Raw genomic sequence first — 21396 nt, forward strand, 5'->3', positions numbered from 1 at the left:
AATCGATCGGCGCTCTAGGATCCACATCCATAGGAATATTCTCAGACATGTTAATGTAGCCCGCATTAAGTTTGGGATCAGGTAGAGCTTTGGCTTGGGGAATCACATGAATTGCGGCAAACAAACGATCGCGCGCTGCTCGAATCTGGGGGTTGTTTTGCATGGCTTCTTGCATTAATTGCGATACACCAGAAGTTGGTTTTGCATAGGTTAGAGTGCCCGTTAAACAGGAACTCCATACAATGGCCCAGACAATTTTTTTAATACTAAAACGACTCATGAGGTACCTTCCTTAGCCATTTCTGAGTTTCTAGTATCAATAAAGGTACCATACCTAAAAGAATCCAAGAAAGGCATTGGCTGAATGAGACGGGCTCAATACCAAATAATTCTTGCAGCATTGGAACATGATGAATCAAGATCTGTAGTAAAAAACTGATGCTGACAATGAAAAATAGACGCAGATTAGAAAAGAAACCTACTTGCCAAATTGTCTTCGTATCGCTTCGGGCCCCAAAAGATCGTAAAAGCTCTGCTGTCACCAAGACGGAAAATGCAGCATCCTGAGCTTGGATTAAATTACCATCAATTAAATATTCATAAGCAAAAACGCTAAGTGTTACTAAAGCAGTTAAGCAGCCAATAAATGTCACACGCTTGAAAAATAAAATATTCATTAGGGATTTTTGTGTAGTTCTTGGCGGTCTCGCTAAAATCTCTGGCTCAGAGGGATCAGTCGCTAAAGCAATTGCTGGTAGGCCGTCTGTCACTAGATTAATCCATAGCAATTGAATAGGAAGCAGCGGTAATGGCCAGCCGACTAAAAGAGCTATAAAAACAACCAATAACTCCCCACTATTTCCTGCTAATAAATAAGCAAGTGTTTTAGTAATGTTGTCGTATATAGTACGCCCCTCTTCAATGCCAGCCACAATCGAAGTGAAATTATTGTCCATAACAATGATGTCAGCAGCTTCTTTAGTGACCGCCGTACCTGTTTTTCCCATCGCAATCCCTACAGAAGCTTCCTTTAAAGCGGGGGCATCATTGATTCCGTCGCCTGTCATAGCAACAACTCGATTCTGTTTTTTCCAGGCGCGCACAATTTTTAATTTATGCTCAGCAGTCACACGGGCATAGACTGCAATTTCTTTGACACAGCTACTGAGAGCCTCCTCTGACATTTTTTCAAGTTCATTACCAGTCAGTAAACGATCGTCCTTGCCCAAAATACCAAGTTCCTGAGCAATGGCTCTAGCCGTATCAGGGTGATCTCCTGTAATCATAATCGGTTTGATGCCAGCCTTCTTACAGCGACCGACAGATTCCTTACTACTTGCATGAGGTGGGTCCTGAAGACCAATGAGACCTAAGAAAACCAGGTTATTTTCAATCTCATCTTCTTTTTCTAACGAATGAGACTCTAATGAGCGCTCAGCAAACCCTAACAGGCGCAATGCTTCACTGGCCATAAGCTCACATGATTGCTTCATGCGCACCTTGTCATTCGGTGTTAATTTTTTAATGCCACCTTCCGTCCTGATATGGGTACAGCGCTCTAAAATAATTTCTGGAGCACCTTTTACAAAAGCGATAAGTTGATTGCCTTGTCGACAAACCACTGTCATCCGTTTGCGTTCCGAACTAAATGGCAATTCTTTCATACGAGGCAATGAGACTTTAAGCTTTTCCCGCTCAATGCCCCCTTTGGCCGCAGCAACCAAGAGTGCTACTTCAGTTGGATCCCCAACAGTTGTCACTTGCCCATCTCGCTGCCTAATCTCAGCATTATTACAAGCTACCATGGCGCGTAATATGGCCTGCAACAATATATCTTCGGAAAGCTTTATTTCTTGACCTTTAAGTGCAAATCCCCCTATGGTGCTATAGCCTTCTCCTAGAATGTTATAAACATCACTTGCAGTAACGAGTCTGCGTGCCGTCATTTCACCCACCGTCAATGTACCTGTTTTATCAGTACAAATGACTTGCAAACAGCCGAGTGTTTCAACCGCCGATAATCGTCTTACTAGAACAGCACGCCTCACCATGCGTTGTACCCCAAGCGCTAAAGCAACTGTTACTACAGCAGGCAAGCCCTCAGGAATGGCAGCAACAGCAAGACTGACAGAACTCATGAATAATTGAAAAATGGGAATATTACGTAATAGACCTAAGCTAAAAATGGCAATGATAATGAAAAAACAAAGCCACAATAAACGAGAACCCACTTGATTAAGTTTTTTCTGCAAAGGGGTTTCATCACTGGAAGCGTCACTAAGCATTTTGGCAATATGTCCCATTTCCGTTTGCATTCCGGTAGTTACGACAAGCGCTTTACCTGTGCCATCGGCAATAGATGTCCCCATAAATACCATATTCTTACGGTCGGCTAAAGGGGTTTCAGCAGAGCAAGAGGCAAGATGTTTTGCAACCGGTACGGACTCACCCGTGAGTGGCGCTTCATTAACCTTAAGTACTGATAATTCAATAAGACGAGCATCGGCGGCAATTAAATCGCCGCTTTCAAAGAGAATAATATCACCGGGCACAATGTCAGAAGCAGCAATATTCTTAACATGGCTATCACGTATAACGGTTGCTTTTGGCGCGGCCATTTGTTGCAAGGCCAACATGGCACGATCAGCGCGGTATTCTAAAGCAAAACCAATGATGGCATTTAAAATGACAATAGCAAAAATGGCGATGGCATCGGCTTTTTCATCAAGCAAAAAAGAAATAAGAACCGCACCAAAAAGCACCCAGGTAACCAAACTCTCAAATTGCTGAAAGAAAATAATGAGTACTGATGTTTTTTTCTGCTTATGGAGAAGATTAAGCCCTACTTCTTCTAATCGCTTCCTAGCAGTTTCCTCAGTTAAACCCAAAGTCAGATTTGTTTTAAGCTGAGAAGCAATATCCTGAAGCGTTTTCTCATGCCATTGTGCTGCCATTGCATCCATCCTTTGAATCAGCTTATGTTTTATTTAAATGAGCTTAATTTTCTCGAAAAATTTTGGTACCTCATGGGTAACTTAGTTAATAGAGTGTCATTTATAACAAGCTTTTGTAATACAACCCAAAGACTTGTATGTCAGAGGCCACCACCGCCCCCATGACCTACATGGCCCTGGGCAACATGAACATCCTCATTTTCAGCATTAGTAGCACCAGTATTTGTGCAAGCTGCAAGTAATAAACAACTTGCAAAAACAATCCAAAAACTTTGTTTCATAATAGCCTTTCCTCATGATTTTTAGAGAAAAATACAATTACAATATAGACTGCTCAGTACTAGCAAGTCAAAGTAGATAATTCTAATTGATTTGTAGTCTTCGATAACTATGATAAAACTAGAGCAACTTAAAAAATACTTTCATCAAAAAATGATTTGCTATAATGCAAAACTTAATTTTTATCGGAGTTTTCGATGAAACAAAATGTCTCTCATCTGCCAAGAGAACTCAGCCGTATGGTTTCCTGGTCCCTTACTCGTTTAGGGAAGGCCATTGCAGAAGTCTATGGAAAAGAAACTTATGAAAAAATCGAGCAAATTCAACTTTCTATGCAAGACACGATTGGGAGCGAAACGTCTATACTTAGAAATGCGCTTTTTAGTCTTCAAATTGAGCTTTCCAAGCTTGATAGAAATCAGCTTTATCAAATTGCTCATGGTTTTTCTCTCATGATGGAACTCATTAATGCCTGTGAAAGTGCCTACCGCATTTTTCGCATTAACCAAAGAAAAGAAAAAGTCTATTCTGACAGGCCTCAAGGTATTCATTATGTCTTGACAGCACATCCAACAGAAGCTCGCACAACTGAATTTTTAAAACTTTTCAAAGCAATTCGTGACTATCTTGTCGAAGCCCTTAAATCCCCCTATCTGATGAATGAATCTCATTTTGATCAAATGCTTAAAATCTCACTTCAAATTAATATTTCCTATCATGAAAAACTAAGCGTAGAAGACGAAGCTCAATACATTTATCAATACGCACTCAACCCACTCAATATCAAACTTTATCATTCTTTTTTAACCAAAGGTGTTCCTATTCAATTACGCACTTGGGTAGGGGGGGATAAAGATGGGCACTCAGGTGTTAATGAAAAAATCATGGTTAAAAGTCTTGAGCTTTCCCGAGCCTTTTTTATTGCCTATATTCAAGAGTGTCTAAAAGAAGTACTGGAAATTATCAGGCTCTCAACTGCATTAAATGAAAATAAAACCTTGGCCAATCAGATAAGCCAGCTTTTAAAAAAATCACGTGATCTTGGGAAAATAAAACCAAGAGATTATAAAAAAGTATCTGCATTCAAAAAAGAATTAACTGCTATACAAATAGACAGCCTAAAATTTTTAAATTTCAAGCCCGAACAATTCTCCATCATCTCCAGCATTTTTCAGCTCTATCCTGCTCTGGTCATACCGATAGAGCTCAGAGAAGATTCTGCTGTGGTAAAGGAGAGTTTAACAAACATAAAAAAAACAACGATCACTAAAATGCTTGAACAAGTCTATTCTATAACTCATGGAACGGATCCCAGAAGCTATATACGAGGTTTTATTCTCAGCATGGTTGAATCAGCTGAGGATATAAAAAATGGAATTAACCTAGTTAAGCAAATTTTTAAAAGCTATGCTCTACCAGTTGTACCCTTGTTTGAAAATCAACTAGCGCTCTCCAGCGCTGATACAATTTTAAATAATTCAATTACTGAAGATATTAGACAAAAGCATCTTAAACAGTGGGGTGGAAATTATGAAGTGATGCTGGGTTATTCCGATTCGTCTAAAGAAAATGGTGTATTGCCTTCCCGGCTCATGATTGCGAAAAGCTTAAGAAATATTCAGTCTACACTGGAAAATATGAACCTTCGGCCTATTTTTTTTCATGGATCGGGGGGGAGTATTGAGCGAGGAGGTGGTGATATCAAAGAACAAACCGCTTCCTGGTCCAAGGAAATGATGACCAATTATAAAGCGACTGTTCAGGGAGAAATGGTTGCAAGACTCTTTAGTTCGAACTCCATACTCAAAAGTCAGATTGACAAATTCCTCGATATCTACTTACAAAAAGATAAAAATACTGATATTGATTATCCCGAAGAACTGTTGTTATTCTCCACAAAGGTCAGCCAGAAATATAAAGCACTCATACAAAACGAATGGTTCTGGTCCACAATTGAACAAGCCTCACCCTATCATTTTTTGAAGGAACTGAAAATTGGATCTCGCCCGACCAAACGAAAATCTGGGCCTGATCAAAGAAAACTTCGTGCCATCCCATGGATCTTATGTTGGACTCAAACACGACTTCTTTTTCCAACTTGGTGGGGTATTGGTTCCACTTGGTCAGAACTAAATAACCTTGAGAAAAATAGACTTAAGGTTCTCTATAAGGAAAATGCTCTTTTTGCTGCCTTTGTAAAACAATTAGGGGTAACCCTTTCTAAAGTTTACCTTCCTATCTGGGAACAGTACTTGTATCAATTGACTGGCTCCAATGAATATCTCAAGCCTTTCCAAATAGAACTAGAGTCAACCATCCTATTCTTCTACCAAATAACAGGTGAGAAAGATTTTTGCTTTCATCAACCCTGGCTTGGTGAAAGTATTCAATTAAGATCAACCATGATTCATCCTTTGAATCTCATTCAGATTGAAGCCATGAAAAAGAAGGATTTGCCTCTTTTAAGAAAAACAGTCACAGGCATTTCTTGTGGTATGTTGACAACAGGATAATCGGGAAATGAAGTCAAATCGTTCCTTTTCCAAGTAAGAAATCCACAATGTGTAACTACTGAATTTTAGAAGTTGTTCCTATTTGTGGACATTTTCGGTAACCAATTTTTGTGTATAGGCGCTGGAGTTTCTGGATAGTATCGCTAAAACAAACACAATCAGGCTGAAGAATAACAAGTACACTAAATCCCAATACTGAGGCAGAATAAATTTGCCGCCATAATTACCAAGATATGAAAAAATACTAAGACCCAGAAGGTAAAATATAAACCAAAGCGCTTGTTTGCCATCAAGTTCCCTAGGCATGTTTTTTATAAAGCAGTAAAGAAAAGACCCCATCAACCCCAGGATAGTGATCACTAGTAATTTTCGCACACTGTGAAAACCAGCCCAATAAACACCAACTGTGCAAACATAAAATCCAATAAAAGCAATAAAATTACCCCACAGCAAATGAAAGGGCCTTCTATAGTTTGGTAATTGCTTACGTAAACAAACAAGTCCAATAGGTCCAATGGAATAACTCACCATAAGTATTGCCACAAGAAAAGCTGACATTTCCTGCCACCCATGTAGCATAAGCGACATAGTGGCAGCGAGTAAAAAATTCACTCCTAAACTAACCCAGGGCACTTGGTATTTATTCCGTTTGGCAAGGATCCTCGGTGTGCGAATAACTGAACTCATACTGCTTAGCATATGCGCTGCAGTCGTTGAATAAACCAAACCAGTTGAATAGGGCGATATAAAAGCATCGACGTACAATAAAACACTTAACCAAAGCATCCCGGCTAGTGCAGCCAAAGCTGCGAACGGTCCCGCATCACCGGTAAATGATAAATTCACCTAACCCTTTTCAAGCGCTTATTCATTTACACTACCAATAAAAGACCATTGTAATCCTGTGTAAAGTAACGTCACGAGCAATAATGAACCACCCAAAATCAGAGGAATAGACTGCCCTGGTTTTTCGAGTTCGCCCATCATGATAATTACTTGCCTAAATCCTAATAAAGAGAAAAACACACCCCCACTCGACATCGCAGCCATAATGCCCTGCCAGCCATAAGGCATGAACCCACCGTATTGAAAAAAATTAGCTTTGTGAAAATTCATAGTCACTAAGCTTACGATGGTAAAAGCAGGAATTAAGATTTTCCAAACAGTAAACACTGAATTAATGCGGGCAAATAAACCAATGCCGAAATAATTGAAAAAAACAAAACTCATTAATACAACTAAGGGCAACACATATCCTAACGGAGTATTTCTATAGTACACACCATAATGGGTTACCAGATCTGGAATGTAGTTACTAGCGTATTGAATAACCCCTTGGGTTTCAATGACTGGCAAGATAGCTAAAGAAAACCAAGCCATGCTACTCATAATGACGCTTGTTAAGCGTCCATGAGTATATAAAGGCAAGCAAGCCAGACTATCAGACTGTGGAAACATTGTACCCAATTCCGCATAGGGCAAAGCAACAAATAGAAGTAAAAAACCTGCCAATGGCCAAGCTATAATAGCTGCAGGACCAGCAAAATGAGCAGAGTATAAAGAACCAAACAACCATCCTGAACCCACCATGCTGGTAATTGAAATCCAAAGTAAACTCCATGCGCTTAAATTTTTTTTCATCTGGTTTCCACACATCCTTATGGTTTGATGCAAGATGAGACAATAGTTAGTAGCAACGTTTAAATAACTATATGATTTTTATTGTAAACAAAAATATCATTGTTACCAATGTGTAAGGACTTATGTATTTAAGTATGTTACTGTTACTAAAAATCTTAAATAAATAATTAATTATTTATAGATTTAATAATAGCTTCTTAATTCGAGGATGAAATAAAAAAGTGAGGCCAAACTCCCTACTTTTATTCAGTATATTTTACTTTATGCTTGCTGGATGCAGCAGCCTTAACCAACAAAATCAGACTATTTTGCCAAGAAAGGAAGGCACAATAAGAGTAGCATCTTATAATCTGAATTGGGGTAAAGGAGCTTTTAAAATTACAGCACCTCATTTAACTATTCAGGCCTTAGATAGGGCTAATGCTGACATCATTTTATTACAGGAAACTACTGAATTTTGGCAAAATCAACTAGAGACTTATTTGGCAACACGCTATCCCTATCGCAGGTTTTATCATTACCACATGCGGGGGGATTAGCAGTAATTTCTAAGTTTCCTTTTTATACAACTCATTATGAAAAACCTAAAGCTGGATGGCATCCATTGTGGATTTTTGAAGTTGATTCATCTATAGGAAAAATTCAATTGTCTAATGTTCATTTGTGCCCTCCTCTAGAAACAGAAACCAGCATGGGATTTTTATATCGAGCCTTGTTTACTTCACCAAAAATTCGATTAAAGGAAATAAAGTCGATTTTTACCTATTTGAAACCGCATTTACCTACCGTCATCGCAGGGGATTTTAATGAAGGGAATACTGGGTATACTATCTATTATTTAATGAGCCAAAATTATATAGATGCTTTAAAAGCAACAGGAATAAAAGGATATACCTGGCAATGGCTAGTTTATTCCTTTTATCTCAGAGCACGTTTAGATCATGTGTTTTCTAATTTAGATCTCGATCCTGTTCAAAGCCAGATTATTTATGAAGGGAATTCTGATCATTTTCCAGTAATAGTTGACTTTAAGCGCATTAGATAAAGTCTTTTGTTTAACCTACAATTCGAGCTTTATTGACTACAATTAAAAAGCTCAGAAATCTAAATGCGTTATTCCCTAATCTTTCAAGTCTTTCAAAGTGGTAGGAGACTTCAGCATTTTATATACTTCGCCAATATGCATTTCTTCTTCTTGAATCATTTGTCTTGCAAATTCTTCAACTAACACAGATTTTTTTTCTGAGTATCGTAATAGCTGGTGATACAAATTCAAACCTTGCTCTTCATGTTCAAGAGACTCTTCTAAAATATTACTGATATTATGTTTATGGGTCTCTAATAATTTGCCAATTTTAAGTGTGGGGTGATAGGAAAAATGTGTGATCAGTTCACCTATCAAATTAGCATGATTTAAGCATTCTTGAGCCTGATCACGCATCCATTTGCAGATAGGAATACGATTAAAACCAAAGACCATAAAAGAATAATGGGTATAACGCACAACACCTGCCATCTCAAGCTCTAATAATGCATTTAAAGTTTTTATAATAGCATCATCAACTATTTCGGATTCAGGCCTTTCTTGCATCATATTTTATTACCTCTTATTTTATTTATATAAAGTATAGGATAATTTCCCAAAAAGCTCAGGACAAAATGGAATTAAATGAATATCCTTACTCATTAAGAGTAACGAATTATTTTTCGAAGTTTTTAATGGTCTACCCACAGATTTATCCACAGATTTTGTGGATAAAATGTCGGTGTCGCGAAATAGAGTTTATTTCAGTGAATAATTATCATGCTCGCTTACTGCTGTGTCAGATAGAATAAATTGAATCATTACAACTCAACATAGGGCGGAGAACTATCTTTTCACGGTGCCCTCACCGAGGTGGTTATAGGGCGCCAGATATTGCTAACATTGAATCAAGTCCAGTAATTCATTAGGTTTTCTAACAACGGCAGAAGGCTTGTATTTTAATAACACCTGTTCGGAATTATATCCCCAAGTAACAGCTAAAGAACGAATATTGTTCTTATGTGCCGCCTCAATGTCTCGTGTTTCATCGGCAATATAAACAACTTTTGATTTGTCTATCTTGTATTTTTTGAGAACTTTTTTAATTAAACGCCCTTTAGAAAAATATTTTGATTCTGTATGAATAAAAGTAAAAAATTGGCGCATATTATTTAGCTCCAGCCATTCTTCTACGTTGTTTACTGCGTTGCTAGTCAAGATCCCCATATTCAATTTGGCGTAGTAAAACTGCTCTATAATTTGCTGTATACCTGGAACAGGCATTAATGAGGGTATTTCCTGATGCAAATATTTTCTCATCTGGAGAATGAGCTGAGGAATTTTATAAATCGGAATTTTTAAATATTTGAGAACCTCTACTGAAGATAAATCTCGAAGAGCATCTATCTCATGTTGTTGAATTTTTCTAAAACCATGTTGTTCTGCGAGTAATAAGCCTTTATTCATTACGCAATTAAAGCTATCCACCAAGGTTCCATCAAAATCAAATAACAAATGCATGTTTATCTCCATGGCTATCTTAAGCCAATTTTAATCTATCCAAAGCTTAAAAATAACCAGTAAATTTAAAATATAATCCTTCTATTAATCGTACCTTTTTGACTGATCCAAATCAAAAAGAATTCGAAATAAACAGAAAAATTGAGCTCTTATCATAAGCAGATCGAAAACTATTGAAAATAATTTGTGCCATTCTTCTATAAAAATCACCTGTTAGACTGATTTAAATTTAATATTTATGGATAAATAAAGAAAATTTTAATTATTTTTAAACCATTATTTAAAATAACAATCAAATATGGTATTATTTTTACCTATTTTTCTTGCAAAGACATTTAACAATGTATAGTAAATATCCTCAATTTTTCCCAAATGCAAAAGAGAAATCCTCTTCAGGAATTCAATTTTCTAATATCGTAAAAACATCTTCAGCTATCGTTGATTTGTATCGTGGTTTAGATAACCTCCCGACTGTCATTTTTGGTTTACCAACTCTGCTGATAGGAATTTTTGGTAAAACCTATCCTGAGGTGATCACTATTGAACAAATTAAACTACATAAACTCACTAACCTTTCCAGTGATTATCATATGGTAAGCATGTCTCAAGATCCCGAGGTTGCATTGGATTGGGGAAATGGATGCTTTATTACCATTGATCCCACGCTTTTCCGTAATTTCTCTGTGGATGTTCATGCAACCTATCGCAAAAATGATCTTAACCTTCCCGGACGAATGGAACGGGAAACAGAGCATGTGGCCTTAGCAGTACCCTATTGCAGCATAAAAAAAATAACCATTAAAAATAAAGAAGTGACTAACCCCTTCTATCTAGCCATTCCTAGTAATAATCAAGAAGCCATACAAGCATTCAGCAATATCTACTGTCAATTCGTTTCACTTTTAAGAAATAAATACACGCAGAAAATGAGCGATAATGAAGAGAAATTGGCACTCCAGGAATATGTTAAAGTCTATCTTCAATTTTATGAAGAATATAGCGGAACCGACAACCCATTTAACAAAACACTTCAAGAGATTGCTGAGCTTCATCCGGAATTTATGGGATACTTTTCCCAATTAAATCCTCAACACGCTCAATCGAACTTGATAAAAGATATTATTGCGTGTGATAACCTATTTAAAGAACACTATTATACCCGATCCCTTAGTACTTCTTTATTATCCAAACCAAAAGAAGCAATAACCTTTTACGATGATGAGTGGGCACGACCAGTTTATGAATAATAGCAGGAGATATTAAGTTTTACTCATTCTAGATTTTTAAAACAGATTTTCAAATCAATTTGACGGTTGAAATGATTAAAATTCTCCCAAGGATTCTCAATCTGCCCAAGCCTTTGGAAAATGTTTTTCAGATTATAAATACTTGGGTTCAAAGATTTATCATCCAGTTCCTCCCAATTCAACGGGGCAGCCACAGGCGCTCCTTTTTTTGCTCGCAAAGAATAAGGAGCAATCGCGGTCATCGCATAATCATTGCGTAAAATATCAATGTACACTTTGTTGCTTCGTTTTTCTTTTCGTTGTTCCAAAGTGGTAATATCCGAGCATTGTTCATGAAGTTCCTCGGCAATTGTTCTTGCTATCTTTTTTATAATCTTAAATTCATATTGCGGTTTAATAGGGATATGAACATGCAATCCTCTTGAACCAGACGTTTTCACGAAACTTTTTATATCGTAATTATCTAATAACGATTTAAGCGCTTTAGCTGACGAGCGAACATTTTCAAAATTGGCCTCAGACGGATCAAAATCAAAAATAATTTGATCCGGTTTTTCAATAGAAGACATAGTAGATAATGCGACATGTAGTTCAAGTACATTCTGGTTGGCCAAATAAGCTAAACCCTTTTCAGAATGAATACCCACCATACTCATTTCGAAACCATCTTCTCTTGTTGGAACCGTAAAATTGTCAATAAAATCAGGAAAATAATCAGGGCGATGCTTATTAAAAAAACCATCCTTGTTAAGACCATCAGGATAACGTTTCATTGTGATAGGTCTGTCTTTTACAAAGGGCAATAGGTATTGCGAGATTTTACTGTAATATTCTGAAACCTCTTTTTTTGAAATATTATCATCCGGATATAGCAATTTCTCAGGATGAGAAATCTCAATCTTTGCAATTTTCATAAAATATTGCTCCAGGTTTTACACTTGGCCAACCACCATGTCTTTTTATCGTCCTAAAGCCACTTCACTCGGCCAATATTTAGAATTCATTAATAACTACATCTTTTATTTTCAATAATCAAGTAGTAAAAAACAGGAGGGTTATCATACTACTTAAGATATTATTTCATAAATTCATAGAATAAAATCAACAATAATGATAAATTTCGAGCACCTTGTGGAGTTTATGAAGGAAAACTATGTTAAGCGAAGAAGAGCAACAGTTTATTGAATTAGTATTGCAGCAATTTCAACAGTTTTTAGAGTCTTATGAGCCAACCCCCATTACGAATTATGCCAGTCTCAAAGACGCTGTCGCTATTAAAGAATTAGTTGAATCTTGTATGAAGCTGAAAGAGCTAATGAAACATCCTGAAACGTTTAAAACAGAGTTTCTAAATTATTTTCATCAAAGGAAAAAGCTTTTGGCCAATACGTCATTAAGTTTCACTGCCTTACCATTGGGTTCAGCCAATCAAATCTATTGGGAATTAGTTCAGCATCTCTTCCAACCCAAAACTCTAAATGAGATGCTGGCTATTATTATGCCTCATGTGAAAGGAGTTCGGAGTATCGGAGTAAAGGAACAAGTTCCATCCTATATGAGTATTGATGATTTTGTCCAAACACCTCCGTTTTTCATACAAGAGCAGTCCTTGGCAGAACATCCTTTGGCTCAAAATTCTTGTCCATATCATTTAGGATCTTATGTCATTCTTGATGATTATCTGTTTTTTCTGGAGGAAATTGCTTCGCTGCCTTTTCATTATCATCAACAAATATATATTCTTTTAAAGGAACAATACCCAGAGCTAGCCGCTAAAATTTATTCTCATAACCATGAGTGGGAAGTATTGGAGCAGGACATATTGCTTTCTTTCGGACAAAGCCCAAGAGAGGCTCTATCCGCTTTATGTAAAGGATTGATTTTAGGAGGAGAACGAATTACAGGGCAATTATATGCTGGTGAAAGTGCCCAGCAATCATGTAAACGATTTACTATTTATTGGAATCATCTTTCTTCTGAATTCAAACAACAACTAAATCAACTTCAAGATGCTCATGGAGCCCCACTTTCAGAAATTTTGCATGTATTGCTAGAGAGAGGTGGGTGTGTTGAAACAGCTGCTGCCCAATTAAAAAGTCTGTTAGATCGTGCTGAAAATGCCGAACTCTTAGACATTGCCTGTCATATTCAGCCTGAAGCAAAAGCTGCTATTGCATTAAAATATAGTCCAGAGCGTAATCCACAAGGTATTTTTACCGATGGGCATGAGGTTATAGATACACTACCAGAGCCTTATCTTAGCAAGTCTTTAGCACAAATCAATCTTCATAGTCTTGATGATTTTCTTAGTGTGCTCATTAAATTTCCTACTAATTTTTATGCTACTTTGCTTTCGTCCATTCAATTTAAAGATGCCAGTATTTTTGAAAAGTTAGCACTATTAACCGAAGAGCATATTTTATCTCCAGAACAGTCTTCTGCTCTAAGTAATGCCATAGAAAATCATTTACTGAATATCAATGCTGTATTAATTTATGCCATTGCTACAGGCCAATCTACTTTATTTGAGAAAAAACTAACTGCTCTTCCACCTGATGAAGCAAAAAAAGTACTGGAAACACGTGATCAGCGAGGGAATACCTTACTGCATAGATTAGCATCAAAACCCGAATTTCTTCATATTATTTTGAAACTATACAGCTCTCCTGAAGAGCGGATGCGCATATTACAGATACCTGGAATAGCTGGTCAAACAATAGTGCATCGAGCTATGCATCACCTTCCCGCCTTGCAAATTCTTTTAAGTGCATGCCCAACCGATGAATTTAAACTAAAGCTCTTTACCTGCAACCGAAGCATGAAACCTATTCTCATCGAAGCGGCCTGTTCTCCTGAGGCTTTAACTGCGTTGCTGCAATCTTTTCCTAACCCGGAAAATAGATTAAAAGCAATTCAAACTCCATTGTATAAGGGAGAACCTCTTTTACATCTTGACGATGTTTTAACTCGCCCTCAATGCATTCAAGCCATTTTAAACACTTTGCCGCCCCAACTTGTCCCTAAAGCGATAGGCTTAAAGTCTGCTCAAGAGCTTGATGCGTTCCAAAAGGCCATCAAGAACCTCGAGCGCTATAAAGAAGCAGTTAATGTTTTATTACATGCTATTGAACCAGGTAAACAATGGTCTTTTTTACTCCCTCGTTGTATATCAGAAGTTTTACCACCCCCAAGTGCATTAGATAGAGGATTGCAATGGGATGCAACGACAATCAGAGCATTTAATGAAATGAAACGACTCATGGAAAATAACCTGCTATCGCCGGAAACAATACAATCCTGGAGTGAAGCATTTGTGGAAATGCCCAAAGAAAAAGACTCATCTCCTTATCGCTTTTTTACTATTAATCAACAGGGTGTTTTGAACAAGATCCTGGGCGTTATTCGCTGTTATGTGCCAGATCCGCATGTTCAATTAGAGGAGCAGGTTAACCCAGGTTATAGATAATGTACAGCATAGCCTAAATGAAACGACGCGCTCCATCTTCGGTGCTTCGGGATCTCTACTTAGGCTATACTGCTTAACCAGTATGGGTTAATTATTAATCTTTTTACCAAATTTATTTCAAATTGCATCAGGTGCCTAAATGAACTGTTTATTATCTATTTTTAAAAATTAATAGGAAATATGGCGCATAACATGATCTTAATGATCGATATTAACAATAAGAACGTAAAATTTGTATTTTTTGAAAAAAACATTTGCATTTAACTCAAGATTTAGATTAATCTGAATGAGACTCACAAGGAAAAGGAGATCATCATGGGTAAAAATGCTATAAACTCTCGCCTAAAAAATGAAAATAGCCAAACCAAGCGACCTTATCCCAATCAGGGATCGCAGCTTTTCTTTAATCAGAAACAAATAACTCCATCCTCAGAAACAAAGGAAGCACCAATACAGGAGATTAAAAAACCCGTTCAAGAAATAAATTTGCAGACTACTACAGACATTTTATTGGCTGCTATTTTACAAGAATTAAAAACTCAGAATATGCTTAAACTTATGGAACTAAAAACCCAACAAGAACACGAGCAAGAGGAATTGCAAGCAGTTGAAAAAATACAAGAACAAGAGAAAACTAAATTCGAAGAAATCCGACAAGCAATGTATATTTGATTTTAATATTATATTCTTCTAACCAATTAACTGATTTGTTAATTGGTTTTTGCTTTACACCTATCAAAGTCAGAACTAAAAATTGTATTTATTTATAGATCCTCCAAAAGTATTAAATAATAACACCAAAAGTCTTCTATTTTTATATCTTAAATAAAAAGGTATCAATATATATCCTATTCACTTAAGCTACATTTGGTTTAAATAAACCCACATGAACAGTTATAAACCAATCTGTTCCAATGCACTTAATTCGCAGGAGAAATTAATGTTAAAAAAAACAATGCTCTTATTATGCATGACCAGCCCCGTACTGGCTGTGACTCAAGGAAGCCAAGGATCCGCAATGAGTGCCCAATTATCAAGTCAAGGAATAGGTCAAATCATCTCTGGTAGCAGTAATCTGCTCGTTGCAGGTAGCCAACTGCCAATTGCCGGAGTCAAAGTGGTAGGTGATTTTCTCCACATCACCCTACATTCCGTAGAAAACTCTACAAGCGTCACCATCAAGGTCTCAAGAAATGTGGCCGGAGCCTCTTTACTTGCTACAGGTCAATTGGTTCAAGTGGTCGCTACTGGAAGTAGTACATTAGTGTACACATCTGGACAAATTATCGCATTCCTGCCTAATGAGATGGGAAAGAGCCTATTACACAGTAAGAAATTGAATAGAGAGTTTACCAATGAAAGAATTTAAATATTGTTTACTAGGATTAATTATTCTTTTCAGCACCACCGCACAGGCAGGAACTACCTGTACACAAAACCAATTCAAACCAGAGCTCTTTATCAATGCTAGTCGTTCTGCTCTTGCTATTCAAAAGGATTTGAATAGGAGTGCCGCAACAGTTGCCTTGATTGCCAGGGTTGGAAGTAATCTGCAGAAATATGGCCTTCATTACAGTCATATAGGCTTTGCAGTTAAAAACTATCCTGGCAGACCTGGCCAATGGACCGTCCTCCATCTGCTCAACGAATGCGGCACTACCAATTCCTCGCTCTATGCACAAGGCTTGATGAATTTCTTTATGGACAATCTTTATAGCATGGATTATCAAATCATGATCCCAGATACTGCAACACAAAACAAAGTCAAAACCATGCTTATGCCTGATACGGTTAAACAAATGCATAACAGCCATTACAATATGATTGCTTACCCTTTTTCGGCAAAATATCAAAACTCCAATCAGTGGATACTGGAAGTTATTGCTATTTCTCTAAATCCCAATACCCCTCACTCCCACACTGCTGCTCAACACTATCTGCTTAAAACAGGCTATCGTCCTTCATTAATCCACATAAACCCTATGGAGAAAATAGGAGCATCGATGTTTAACAAACACATTGCATTTGATGATCATCCCTTTGCAGAACAAAAAAGTCATAATTTTTCAACCGTCACTGTTATTTCAATAGAAAACTATCTAAAAAAACGAAATGTGCTGCAAAAAATTATCAACAAGTAGCCAAATAAGATATAATTTGCTCAATTTTTTAGGATAACATAATGAAAATGATGAAAATTAAAGGCTTTTGGCCTTACCTCATGCTGGTATTCTTTAATACATTTATTGATCTGGGACATAAAATTCTAATCCAAGACAGTTTATATCAAACGACAAACGGATCGACCTATACCCTCTTGTCATCCATTATCAATGCATTCATTTTACTGCCCTATATTTTGTTGTTTACTCCATCAGGCTTTATCGCTGATCGATTCCCCAAAGCAGGTGTATTGAAAATCACTGCCGCCGCAGCAATTCCATTAACCTTGATTATTACCTGGTGTTATTTTAAGGGATATTTTCTTGGAGCATTTTTGATGACTTTGCTGTTAGCTACACAAAGCGCTCTCAATTCACCAGCAAAATACGGCTATATCAAAGAGCTTTTTGGGCAAGAATATTTGGCTCAGGCTAATGCCCTCGTACAAACACTCACGATTATTGCGATTCTAAGCGCTACAGTGGTATTTACCTCGCTATTTAGCTGGTCTCTCAAAGCAGCAGGCCTGGAACATAGCATGGATAGAGTTGAGATCGTGCGCACATTTGCCCCTATCGGGTTTCTTCTCATTCTTTTTTCTATTTTTGAAACAGTAATGACCTTTCGCCTCGTTAAAAACAGCGCAGCGGATCCCAGCTCACGTTATAATCCGGTGCACTATTTTTCAGGAACTTATTTAAAATCGTATCTCGGGATTACCCGCCGACCCGCAATCATTTTGGGATGTATTATTGGGCTTTCTATTTTCTGGGCGATTAATCAAGTGCTTTTAGCGAGTTATGGCGCCTATATCAAGGAACATATTGGCAATACAAGTATTATGTTTGCTCAAGGTTCTATGGCTGTCGCTGGCATCGGTATTTTGATGGGTGCCTTGTATGCAGGAACAGTTTCTCGTTATTTTATTGAGTCAGGACTTATCCCTGCTGCAGCCTTGGGCATCACGGTAGGATTGTATTTATTACCCTACCTATCCAGTCCTATAGCAATCATTTTGCTTTTTTTAATCTATGGTTTCTTTGGCGGCATGCTGATTGTCCCACTTAATGCGCTCATTCAACATTATGCGCCTCGCCAAGAGTCTGGAAAAATTCAATCAGCAAATAATTTTGTCCAGAATTGCTTTATGCTTGGTTTTTTGCTTCTAGGAATGTTGTCTGGTGCCTGCCATATTGATAGTAAGATCTTGTTAAATAGTCTATTTTATATCGCATTATTCGGCACTGTGTATACCTTGATTACCTCCGCACATGCACTACTGCGTTATAGTTTAAGCATTCTGTTACGTCGTTGGTATCGTATACGGATTTTTCAAGCGCAGATGCTGCCCGAAAAAGGAGGTGTACTGCTCTTAGGCAATCATGTTAGTTTTATTGACTGGGCTATATTGCAAATTGCCTGTAGTCGGCCTATTCGCTTTGTCATGGACAAGAGCATTTATGAGAAATGGTATATCAAATGGCTTTTCCAGTTATTCAAAGTCATTCCTATTGCTCCAGGCGACTCTCATGAAGCGCTTTGCAAAATAAATCATGCGTTGAATGCTGGTGAAGTAGTTGCCTTGTTCCCCGAAGGGCAATTAACACGAACGGGGCGAATGAATCGGTTCCACTCTGGTTTTGAGCGCGCAGCGATGAATGCCGATGCCGTCATTATCCCCTTTTATCTGCATGGATTATGGGGTTCTAAATTATCCCGTGCAAAACTCTCTTCTAAAGGTAAACGCCAGATTAGTGTTATATTTGGCTCTGCAATGGATATTTTGAGCAAGACAACCGAGGTAAAACAAAAAGTACATCAATTAATTACCCAAATACCGCAATTATCTGAGCAAGATTACTCCAATCCAAATGCATTGGTATCAAATTAACTTTTAATCTTTACGCTTTAAATAATCAAAAATTTGCGGAACCCAGGGACGAATAGCCATGACGAAGGCTGTCCCCTGGCGTTTCTCGATAGGCACATCAATAGTCTCCCGACATAACGCAACAAACTCATTGGCAGTTTTTATCATGGCTTGCTGAAACAATTGGTTATCTTGCTCACTTAGCATGCCACTACGCACAAGCAATAACTCTGTTGGTTTTTCAAAATGAGAGGTAAAAAAGTCACTTTGGATGGTTTGTTGAAAAAAGCGTTGAATAGGTCCATCGGGGATCCAATGAAAATCAGGGTCAACCAGGTGCTTGAAACGATTACCAGGCAAAAGCTCAATAATTTTCATACGATCAAGACGGGCTGCATAACGTATCAATGTAGATTCTGAAAGAGTATAAAATTTTAGGATATCATCAAAGGTCCAATGATTAAGAATACATATAGCCACCAATAATAATTCCAGCTCACTTACAAGTTCCATTTCCTGACTTTCTGACAAATGACGTATTCGTATTTTTTTCTTTTCCAGCAAGGCAAACAATTCCGACAAGGTCATATCAATGCAAGAACAAATTCGTTCCAAACGACAAAGGGTGAGCTCCTCATTACTGAACATTCGTTTGATGCTTGCCTCTGACAGTTGCAGTTTATCTGCGAGAATTTTGTAGGTTATACCTTGTAAACGAAGTTGTTGTTTGACTAAAGCAAACAAATCATTAATTTCGGACATTTTCAGCATATTCCCCGACTATCCATTAGTCTTTATTACCTGATTAACTCAGTTATTTAAAAAATTAAGCTGGATTTACATCGCTATTACACTATTATTATTTCATAGTAAAAGCATTTTGTAATTTCTCTATGCTACAGAAGATATTATATTTATAAAACTAATAACAAAGGATTGATACTATGGCAAATGTAGCAGAAGTATTGGTAGATACTTTGGAGGTTGCTGGGATAAGACGAATTTATGGCATAGTAGGTGATTCATTAAATGGGATAACTAATGCATTACAAAAACATAAAAATATAGAATGGATTCATGTCCGTCATGAAGAGGCTGCTGCTTTTGCTGCGGGAGCTGAGGCGCAATTGACTGGTGAATTAACTGTCTGTGCGGGTAGTTGTGGACCTGGTAATTTGCATTTAATTAATGGGTTGTATGATTGTCATAGGAGCAAAGTCCCAATCCTTGCTATAGCTGCTCATATTCCAAGTCCTGAAATTGGTGGTGATTATTTCCAAGAAACACATCCTAACATTTTGTTTAAAGAATGCAGCTGTTACTGTGAAATTGTGGACTCACCAGAGCAAATGCCCAGATTATTGCAAATTGCCATGCAAACCGCCAAAGCCAAATCTGATGTGGCAGTATTAGTTATCTCTGGCGATGTAGCGCTAAAAAAAGCAGCCTATTTGGCAAATAAAGCTTGTGGCCCTTATTTCAAGCCAGAAGTAATACCTCCTATGCCTGTTTTACAGGACATTGCGAAAAGGTTAAATGAGGCCAAAAGGGTTACTTTGTTTTGTGGTATTGGAGCAGCAAATGCGCATCATTCCTTAATGAAATTATGTGAGACTTTACAATCCCCTGTGGTTCATACCTTAAGAGGTAAACCCTATATTGAACCCGATAATCCCTATGATGTTGGGATGACGGGTTTAATAGGATTCTCTTCAGGTTATTACGCCATGGAAGCTTGTGATACTTTGTTATTATTAGGTACTAGCTTTCCCTATAGACAATTTTATCCTAGCGAAGCACAAATTATTCAAATTGATTTAAATGGAGAACAATTAGGCAAACGCACTAATCTTGCTTTAGGTGCTGTCGGGGACATAGATTGTACTATAAAAGCCTTGTTGCCCTTATTAACCCCCAAGAAAGACAGCAGCCATTTAGAAGCCGCACTATCTCACTACAAAAAAGCACGCCAAGGGCTAGACGCTTTGGCAACGAAATCTGCTGATAAAACACGCCTTCATCCGCAATATTTAGCGAAATGTATTGATTTGGCGGCAAAAGAAGATGCCATTTTTACCACCGATGTTGGGACCCCTACGGTTTGGGCCGCACGATATCTGCATATGAATGGCCAAAGAAAAATTCTAGGTTCTTTTAATCATGGATCAATGGCGAATGCGCTATCCCAAGCAATAGGGGCACAAGCAACTTTCTCAGAAAGACAAGTGATAGCTCTATGCGGTGATGGTGGATTCTCTATGCTGATGGGCGAGATCTTGACGTTAATTCAACAAAAATTGCCTGTTAAAATTATTGTATTTAATAATGGAGCACTGGGTTTTGTGGAAATGGAGATGCATGTGGGTGGAATGTTGGATTATGGTACTGTACTTGAAAACCCTAATTTTGCAGCTATGGCTGAGTCCATAGGGATGAAAGGGATTAGAGTAGAAAACGCCTCTACTTTACAAGATGATTTACAACAAGCTTTCAATCACAAAGGACCTGTCTTACTCGATGTTTTGGTCAACAGAAATGAATTAATCATGCCTCCTGCCATAGAATTAGGACAAGTGAAAGGATTTAGTCTTTATATGATGAAGGCAATTATAAATGGTCAAGGTGATGCTATTCTTGACTTAATGAAAACCAATTTATGGCGTCAGGAATAAAGAGTTTCTACGTGAGTTCGATATAAGAAAAAACCCCGATTTTGCT

Annotated in this window: 18 protein-coding genes and 1 pseudogene; 10 read left to right on the forward strand and 9 right to left on the reverse strand. The window is 37.5% G+C overall.

The window, feature by feature from the left end; translation table 11 throughout:
* From OK13_RS09195 to OK13_RS14780, 3 genes and pseudogenes are all read right to left on the reverse strand, one after another.
* Positions 1-280, reverse strand: a pseudogene (locus tag OK13_RS09195) (TolC family protein); the annotation flags it as partial.
* Positions 267-2954, reverse strand: coding sequence for a cation-translocating P-type ATPase (locus OK13_RS09200; RefSeq protein WP_035890399.1), 2688 nt, complete (start codon positions 2952-2954; stop codon positions 267-269). The gene OK13_RS09200 and the pseudogene OK13_RS09195, both read right to left, overlap by 14 nt.
* Before the next feature lie 140 nt (positions 2955-3094).
* The gene (locus OK13_RS14780) at positions 3095-3235 is read right to left on the reverse strand and encodes a hypothetical protein (RefSeq protein ID WP_162833799.1); all 141 of its coding nucleotides are present in this window, start codon (positions 3233-3235) and stop codon (positions 3095-3097) included.
* A gap of 195 nt (positions 3236-3430) precedes the next feature.
* On the opposite strand from OK13_RS14780, the gene OK13_RS09205 reads away from it, so the two are divergent.
* The gene (locus OK13_RS09205; RefSeq protein ID WP_035890402.1) at positions 3431-5746 is read left to right on the forward strand and encodes a phosphoenolpyruvate carboxylase; all 2316 of its coding nucleotides are present in this window, start codon (positions 3431-3433) and stop codon (positions 5744-5746) included.
* A gap of 78 nt (positions 5747-5824) precedes the next feature.
* On the opposite strand, the gene OK13_RS15330 is transcribed toward OK13_RS09205, so the two are convergent.
* Positions 5825-6592: an APC family permease gene (locus OK13_RS15330; protein WP_241480493.1), complete on the reverse strand. Its 768-nt coding sequence runs from the start codon at positions 6590-6592 to the stop codon at positions 5825-5827.
* Positions 6593-6610: 18 nt separating this feature from the next.
* Positions 6611-7387: an APC family permease gene (locus OK13_RS15335; protein ID WP_241480494.1), complete on the reverse strand. Its 777-nt coding sequence runs from the start codon at positions 7385-7387 to the stop codon at positions 6611-6613.
* A gap of 221 nt (positions 7388-7608) precedes the next feature.
* Between OK13_RS15335 and OK13_RS09215 the strand changes: the two genes are divergently transcribed.
* Positions 7609-7926 carry an endonuclease/exonuclease/phosphatase family protein gene (locus OK13_RS09215; protein ID WP_152571647.1) on the forward strand — a complete coding sequence of 106 codons (318 nt, stop codon included), beginning with the start codon at positions 7609-7611 and terminating at the stop codon, positions 7924-7926.
* A complete protein-coding gene (locus OK13_RS09220; protein WP_338151677.1) occupies positions 7845-8432 on the forward strand; it encodes an endonuclease/exonuclease/phosphatase family protein in 588 nt (195 codons plus the stop codon). The genes OK13_RS09215 and OK13_RS09220 overlap by 82 nt, the downstream gene beginning before the upstream one ends.
* Before the next feature lie 75 nt (positions 8433-8507).
* Here OK13_RS09220 and OK13_RS09225 read toward each other — a convergent pair whose 3' ends face one another.
* Both OK13_RS09225 and OK13_RS09230 read right to left on the reverse strand, forming a co-directional pair.
* Positions 8508-8981 carry a ferritin-like domain-containing protein gene (locus OK13_RS09225; RefSeq protein WP_035890408.1) on the reverse strand — a complete coding sequence of 158 codons (474 nt, stop codon included), beginning with the start codon at positions 8979-8981 and terminating at the stop codon, positions 8508-8510.
* A gap of 327 nt (positions 8982-9308) precedes the next feature.
* Entirely contained in the window at positions 9309-9932 is a 624-nt protein-coding gene (locus tag OK13_RS09230) for an HAD hydrolase-like protein (protein ID WP_035890410.1), read from the reverse strand.
* A 341-nt stretch (positions 9933-10273) separates the two neighbouring features.
* Here OK13_RS09230 and lart1 point away from each other — a divergent pair, with 341 nt between their 5' ends.
* Complete coding sequence (gene lart1, locus OK13_RS09235; RefSeq protein WP_035890411.1) at positions 10274-11179, forward strand: NAD(+)--arginine ADP-ribosyltransferase Lart1; 906 nt, start codon at positions 10274-10276, stop codon at positions 11177-11179.
* Positions 11180-11202: 23 nt separating this feature from the next.
* Here the strand turns inward: lart1 and ligD are convergent, their stop codons facing one another.
* Positions 11203-12093: a non-homologous end-joining DNA ligase gene (ligD, locus tag OK13_RS09240; RefSeq protein WP_035890412.1), complete on the reverse strand. Its 891-nt coding sequence runs from the start codon at positions 12091-12093 to the stop codon at positions 11203-11205.
* A 239-nt stretch (positions 12094-12332) separates the two neighbouring features.
* On the opposite strand from ligD, the gene OK13_RS09245 reads away from it, so the two are divergent.
* From OK13_RS09245 to OK13_RS09265, 5 genes are all read left to right on the forward strand, one after another.
* Positions 12333-14645 carry a hypothetical protein gene (locus OK13_RS09245; RefSeq protein ID WP_035890413.1) on the forward strand — a complete coding sequence of 771 codons (2313 nt, stop codon included), beginning with the start codon at positions 12333-12335 and terminating at the stop codon, positions 14643-14645.
* A 315-nt stretch (positions 14646-14960) separates the two neighbouring features.
* The gene (locus OK13_RS09250; RefSeq protein WP_035890414.1) at positions 14961-15317 is read left to right on the forward strand and encodes a hypothetical protein; all 357 of its coding nucleotides are present in this window, start codon (positions 14961-14963) and stop codon (positions 15315-15317) included.
* Between the two features lie 214 nt (positions 15318-15531).
* Positions 15532-16014 carry a hypothetical protein gene (locus tag OK13_RS13955; protein ID WP_152571650.1) on the forward strand — a complete coding sequence of 161 codons (483 nt, stop codon included), beginning with the start codon at positions 15532-15534 and terminating at the stop codon, positions 16012-16014.
* Complete coding sequence (locus OK13_RS09260) at positions 16001-16786, forward strand: DUF2145 domain-containing protein (RefSeq protein WP_052117629.1); 786 nt, start codon at positions 16001-16003, stop codon at positions 16784-16786. Before OK13_RS13955 ends, OK13_RS09260 begins: the two co-directional genes overlap by 14 nt.
* Before the next feature lie 47 nt (positions 16787-16833).
* Positions 16834-18699, forward strand: coding sequence for an MFS transporter (locus OK13_RS09265; protein ID WP_160264744.1), 1866 nt, complete (start codon positions 16834-16836; stop codon positions 18697-18699).
* A 3-nt stretch (positions 18700-18702) separates the two neighbouring features.
* On the opposite strand, the gene OK13_RS09270 is transcribed toward OK13_RS09265, so the two are convergent.
* Positions 18703-19449, reverse strand: a complete 747-nt coding sequence (locus OK13_RS09270; RefSeq protein WP_052117631.1) for a helix-turn-helix domain-containing protein — start codon at positions 19447-19449, stop codon at positions 18703-18705.
* A 173-nt stretch (positions 19450-19622) separates the two neighbouring features.
* On the opposite strand from OK13_RS09270, the gene poxB reads away from it, so the two are divergent.
* On the forward strand, positions 19623-21350 hold the full coding sequence (gene poxB, locus OK13_RS09275; protein WP_035890416.1) for a ubiquinone-dependent pyruvate dehydrogenase: 1728 nt from the start codon (positions 19623-19625) through the stop codon (positions 21348-21350).
* Positions 21351-21396: the final 46 nt, after the last annotated feature.

This window comes from Legionella norrlandica, assembly GCF_000770585.1.
Lineage (GTDB): Bacteria > Pseudomonadota > Gammaproteobacteria > Legionellales > Legionellaceae > Legionella > Legionella norrlandica.

What these genes read in the sequence shown, in the direction of transcription:
- OK13_RS09200 (WP_035890399.1), bottom strand. Translation starts at nt 2,954, where the DNA reads ATGGCAGCACAATGGCATGAGAAAACGCTTCAGGATATTGCTTCTCAG.
- OK13_RS14780 (WP_162833799.1), bottom strand. Translation starts at nt 3,235, where the DNA reads ATGAAACAAAGTTTTTGGATTGTTTTTGCAAGTTGTTTATTACTTGCA.
- OK13_RS09205 (WP_035890402.1), top strand. Translation starts at nt 3,431, where the DNA reads ATGAAACAAAATGTCTCTCATCTGCCAAGAGAACTCAGCCGTATGGTT.
- OK13_RS15335 (WP_241480494.1), bottom strand. Translation starts at nt 7,387, where the DNA reads ATGAAAAAAAATTTAAGCGCATGGAGTTTACTTTGGATTTCAATTACC.
- OK13_RS09225 (WP_035890408.1), bottom strand. Translation starts at nt 8,981, where the DNA reads ATGATGCAAGAAAGGCCTGAATCCGAAATAGTTGATGATGCTATTATA.
- OK13_RS09230 (WP_035890410.1), bottom strand. Translation starts at nt 9,932, where the DNA reads ATGCATTTGTTATTTGATTTTGATGGAACCTTGGTGGATAGCTTTAAT.
- lart1 (WP_035890411.1), top strand. Translation starts at nt 10,274, where the DNA reads ATGTATAGTAAATATCCTCAATTTTTCCCAAATGCAAAAGAGAAATCC.
- ligD (WP_035890412.1), bottom strand. Translation starts at nt 12,093, where the DNA reads ATGAAAATTGCAAAGATTGAGATTTCTCATCCTGAGAAATTGCTATAT.
- OK13_RS09245 (WP_035890413.1), top strand. Translation starts at nt 12,333, where the DNA reads ATGTTAAGCGAAGAAGAGCAACAGTTTATTGAATTAGTATTGCAGCAA.
- OK13_RS09250 (WP_035890414.1), top strand. Translation starts at nt 14,961, where the DNA reads ATGGGTAAAAATGCTATAAACTCTCGCCTAAAAAATGAAAATAGCCAA.
- OK13_RS13955 (WP_152571650.1), top strand. Translation starts at nt 15,532, where the DNA reads ATGAACAGTTATAAACCAATCTGTTCCAATGCACTTAATTCGCAGGAG.
- OK13_RS09260 (WP_052117629.1), top strand. Translation starts at nt 16,001, where the DNA reads ATGAAAGAATTTAAATATTGTTTACTAGGATTAATTATTCTTTTCAGC.
- OK13_RS09265 (WP_160264744.1), top strand. Translation starts at nt 16,834, where the DNA reads ATGATGAAAATTAAAGGCTTTTGGCCTTACCTCATGCTGGTATTCTTT.
- OK13_RS09270 (WP_052117631.1), bottom strand. Translation starts at nt 19,449, where the DNA reads ATGCTGAAAATGTCCGAAATTAATGATTTGTTTGCTTTAGTCAAACAA.
- poxB (WP_035890416.1), top strand. Translation starts at nt 19,623, where the DNA reads ATGGCAAATGTAGCAGAAGTATTGGTAGATACTTTGGAGGTTGCTGGG.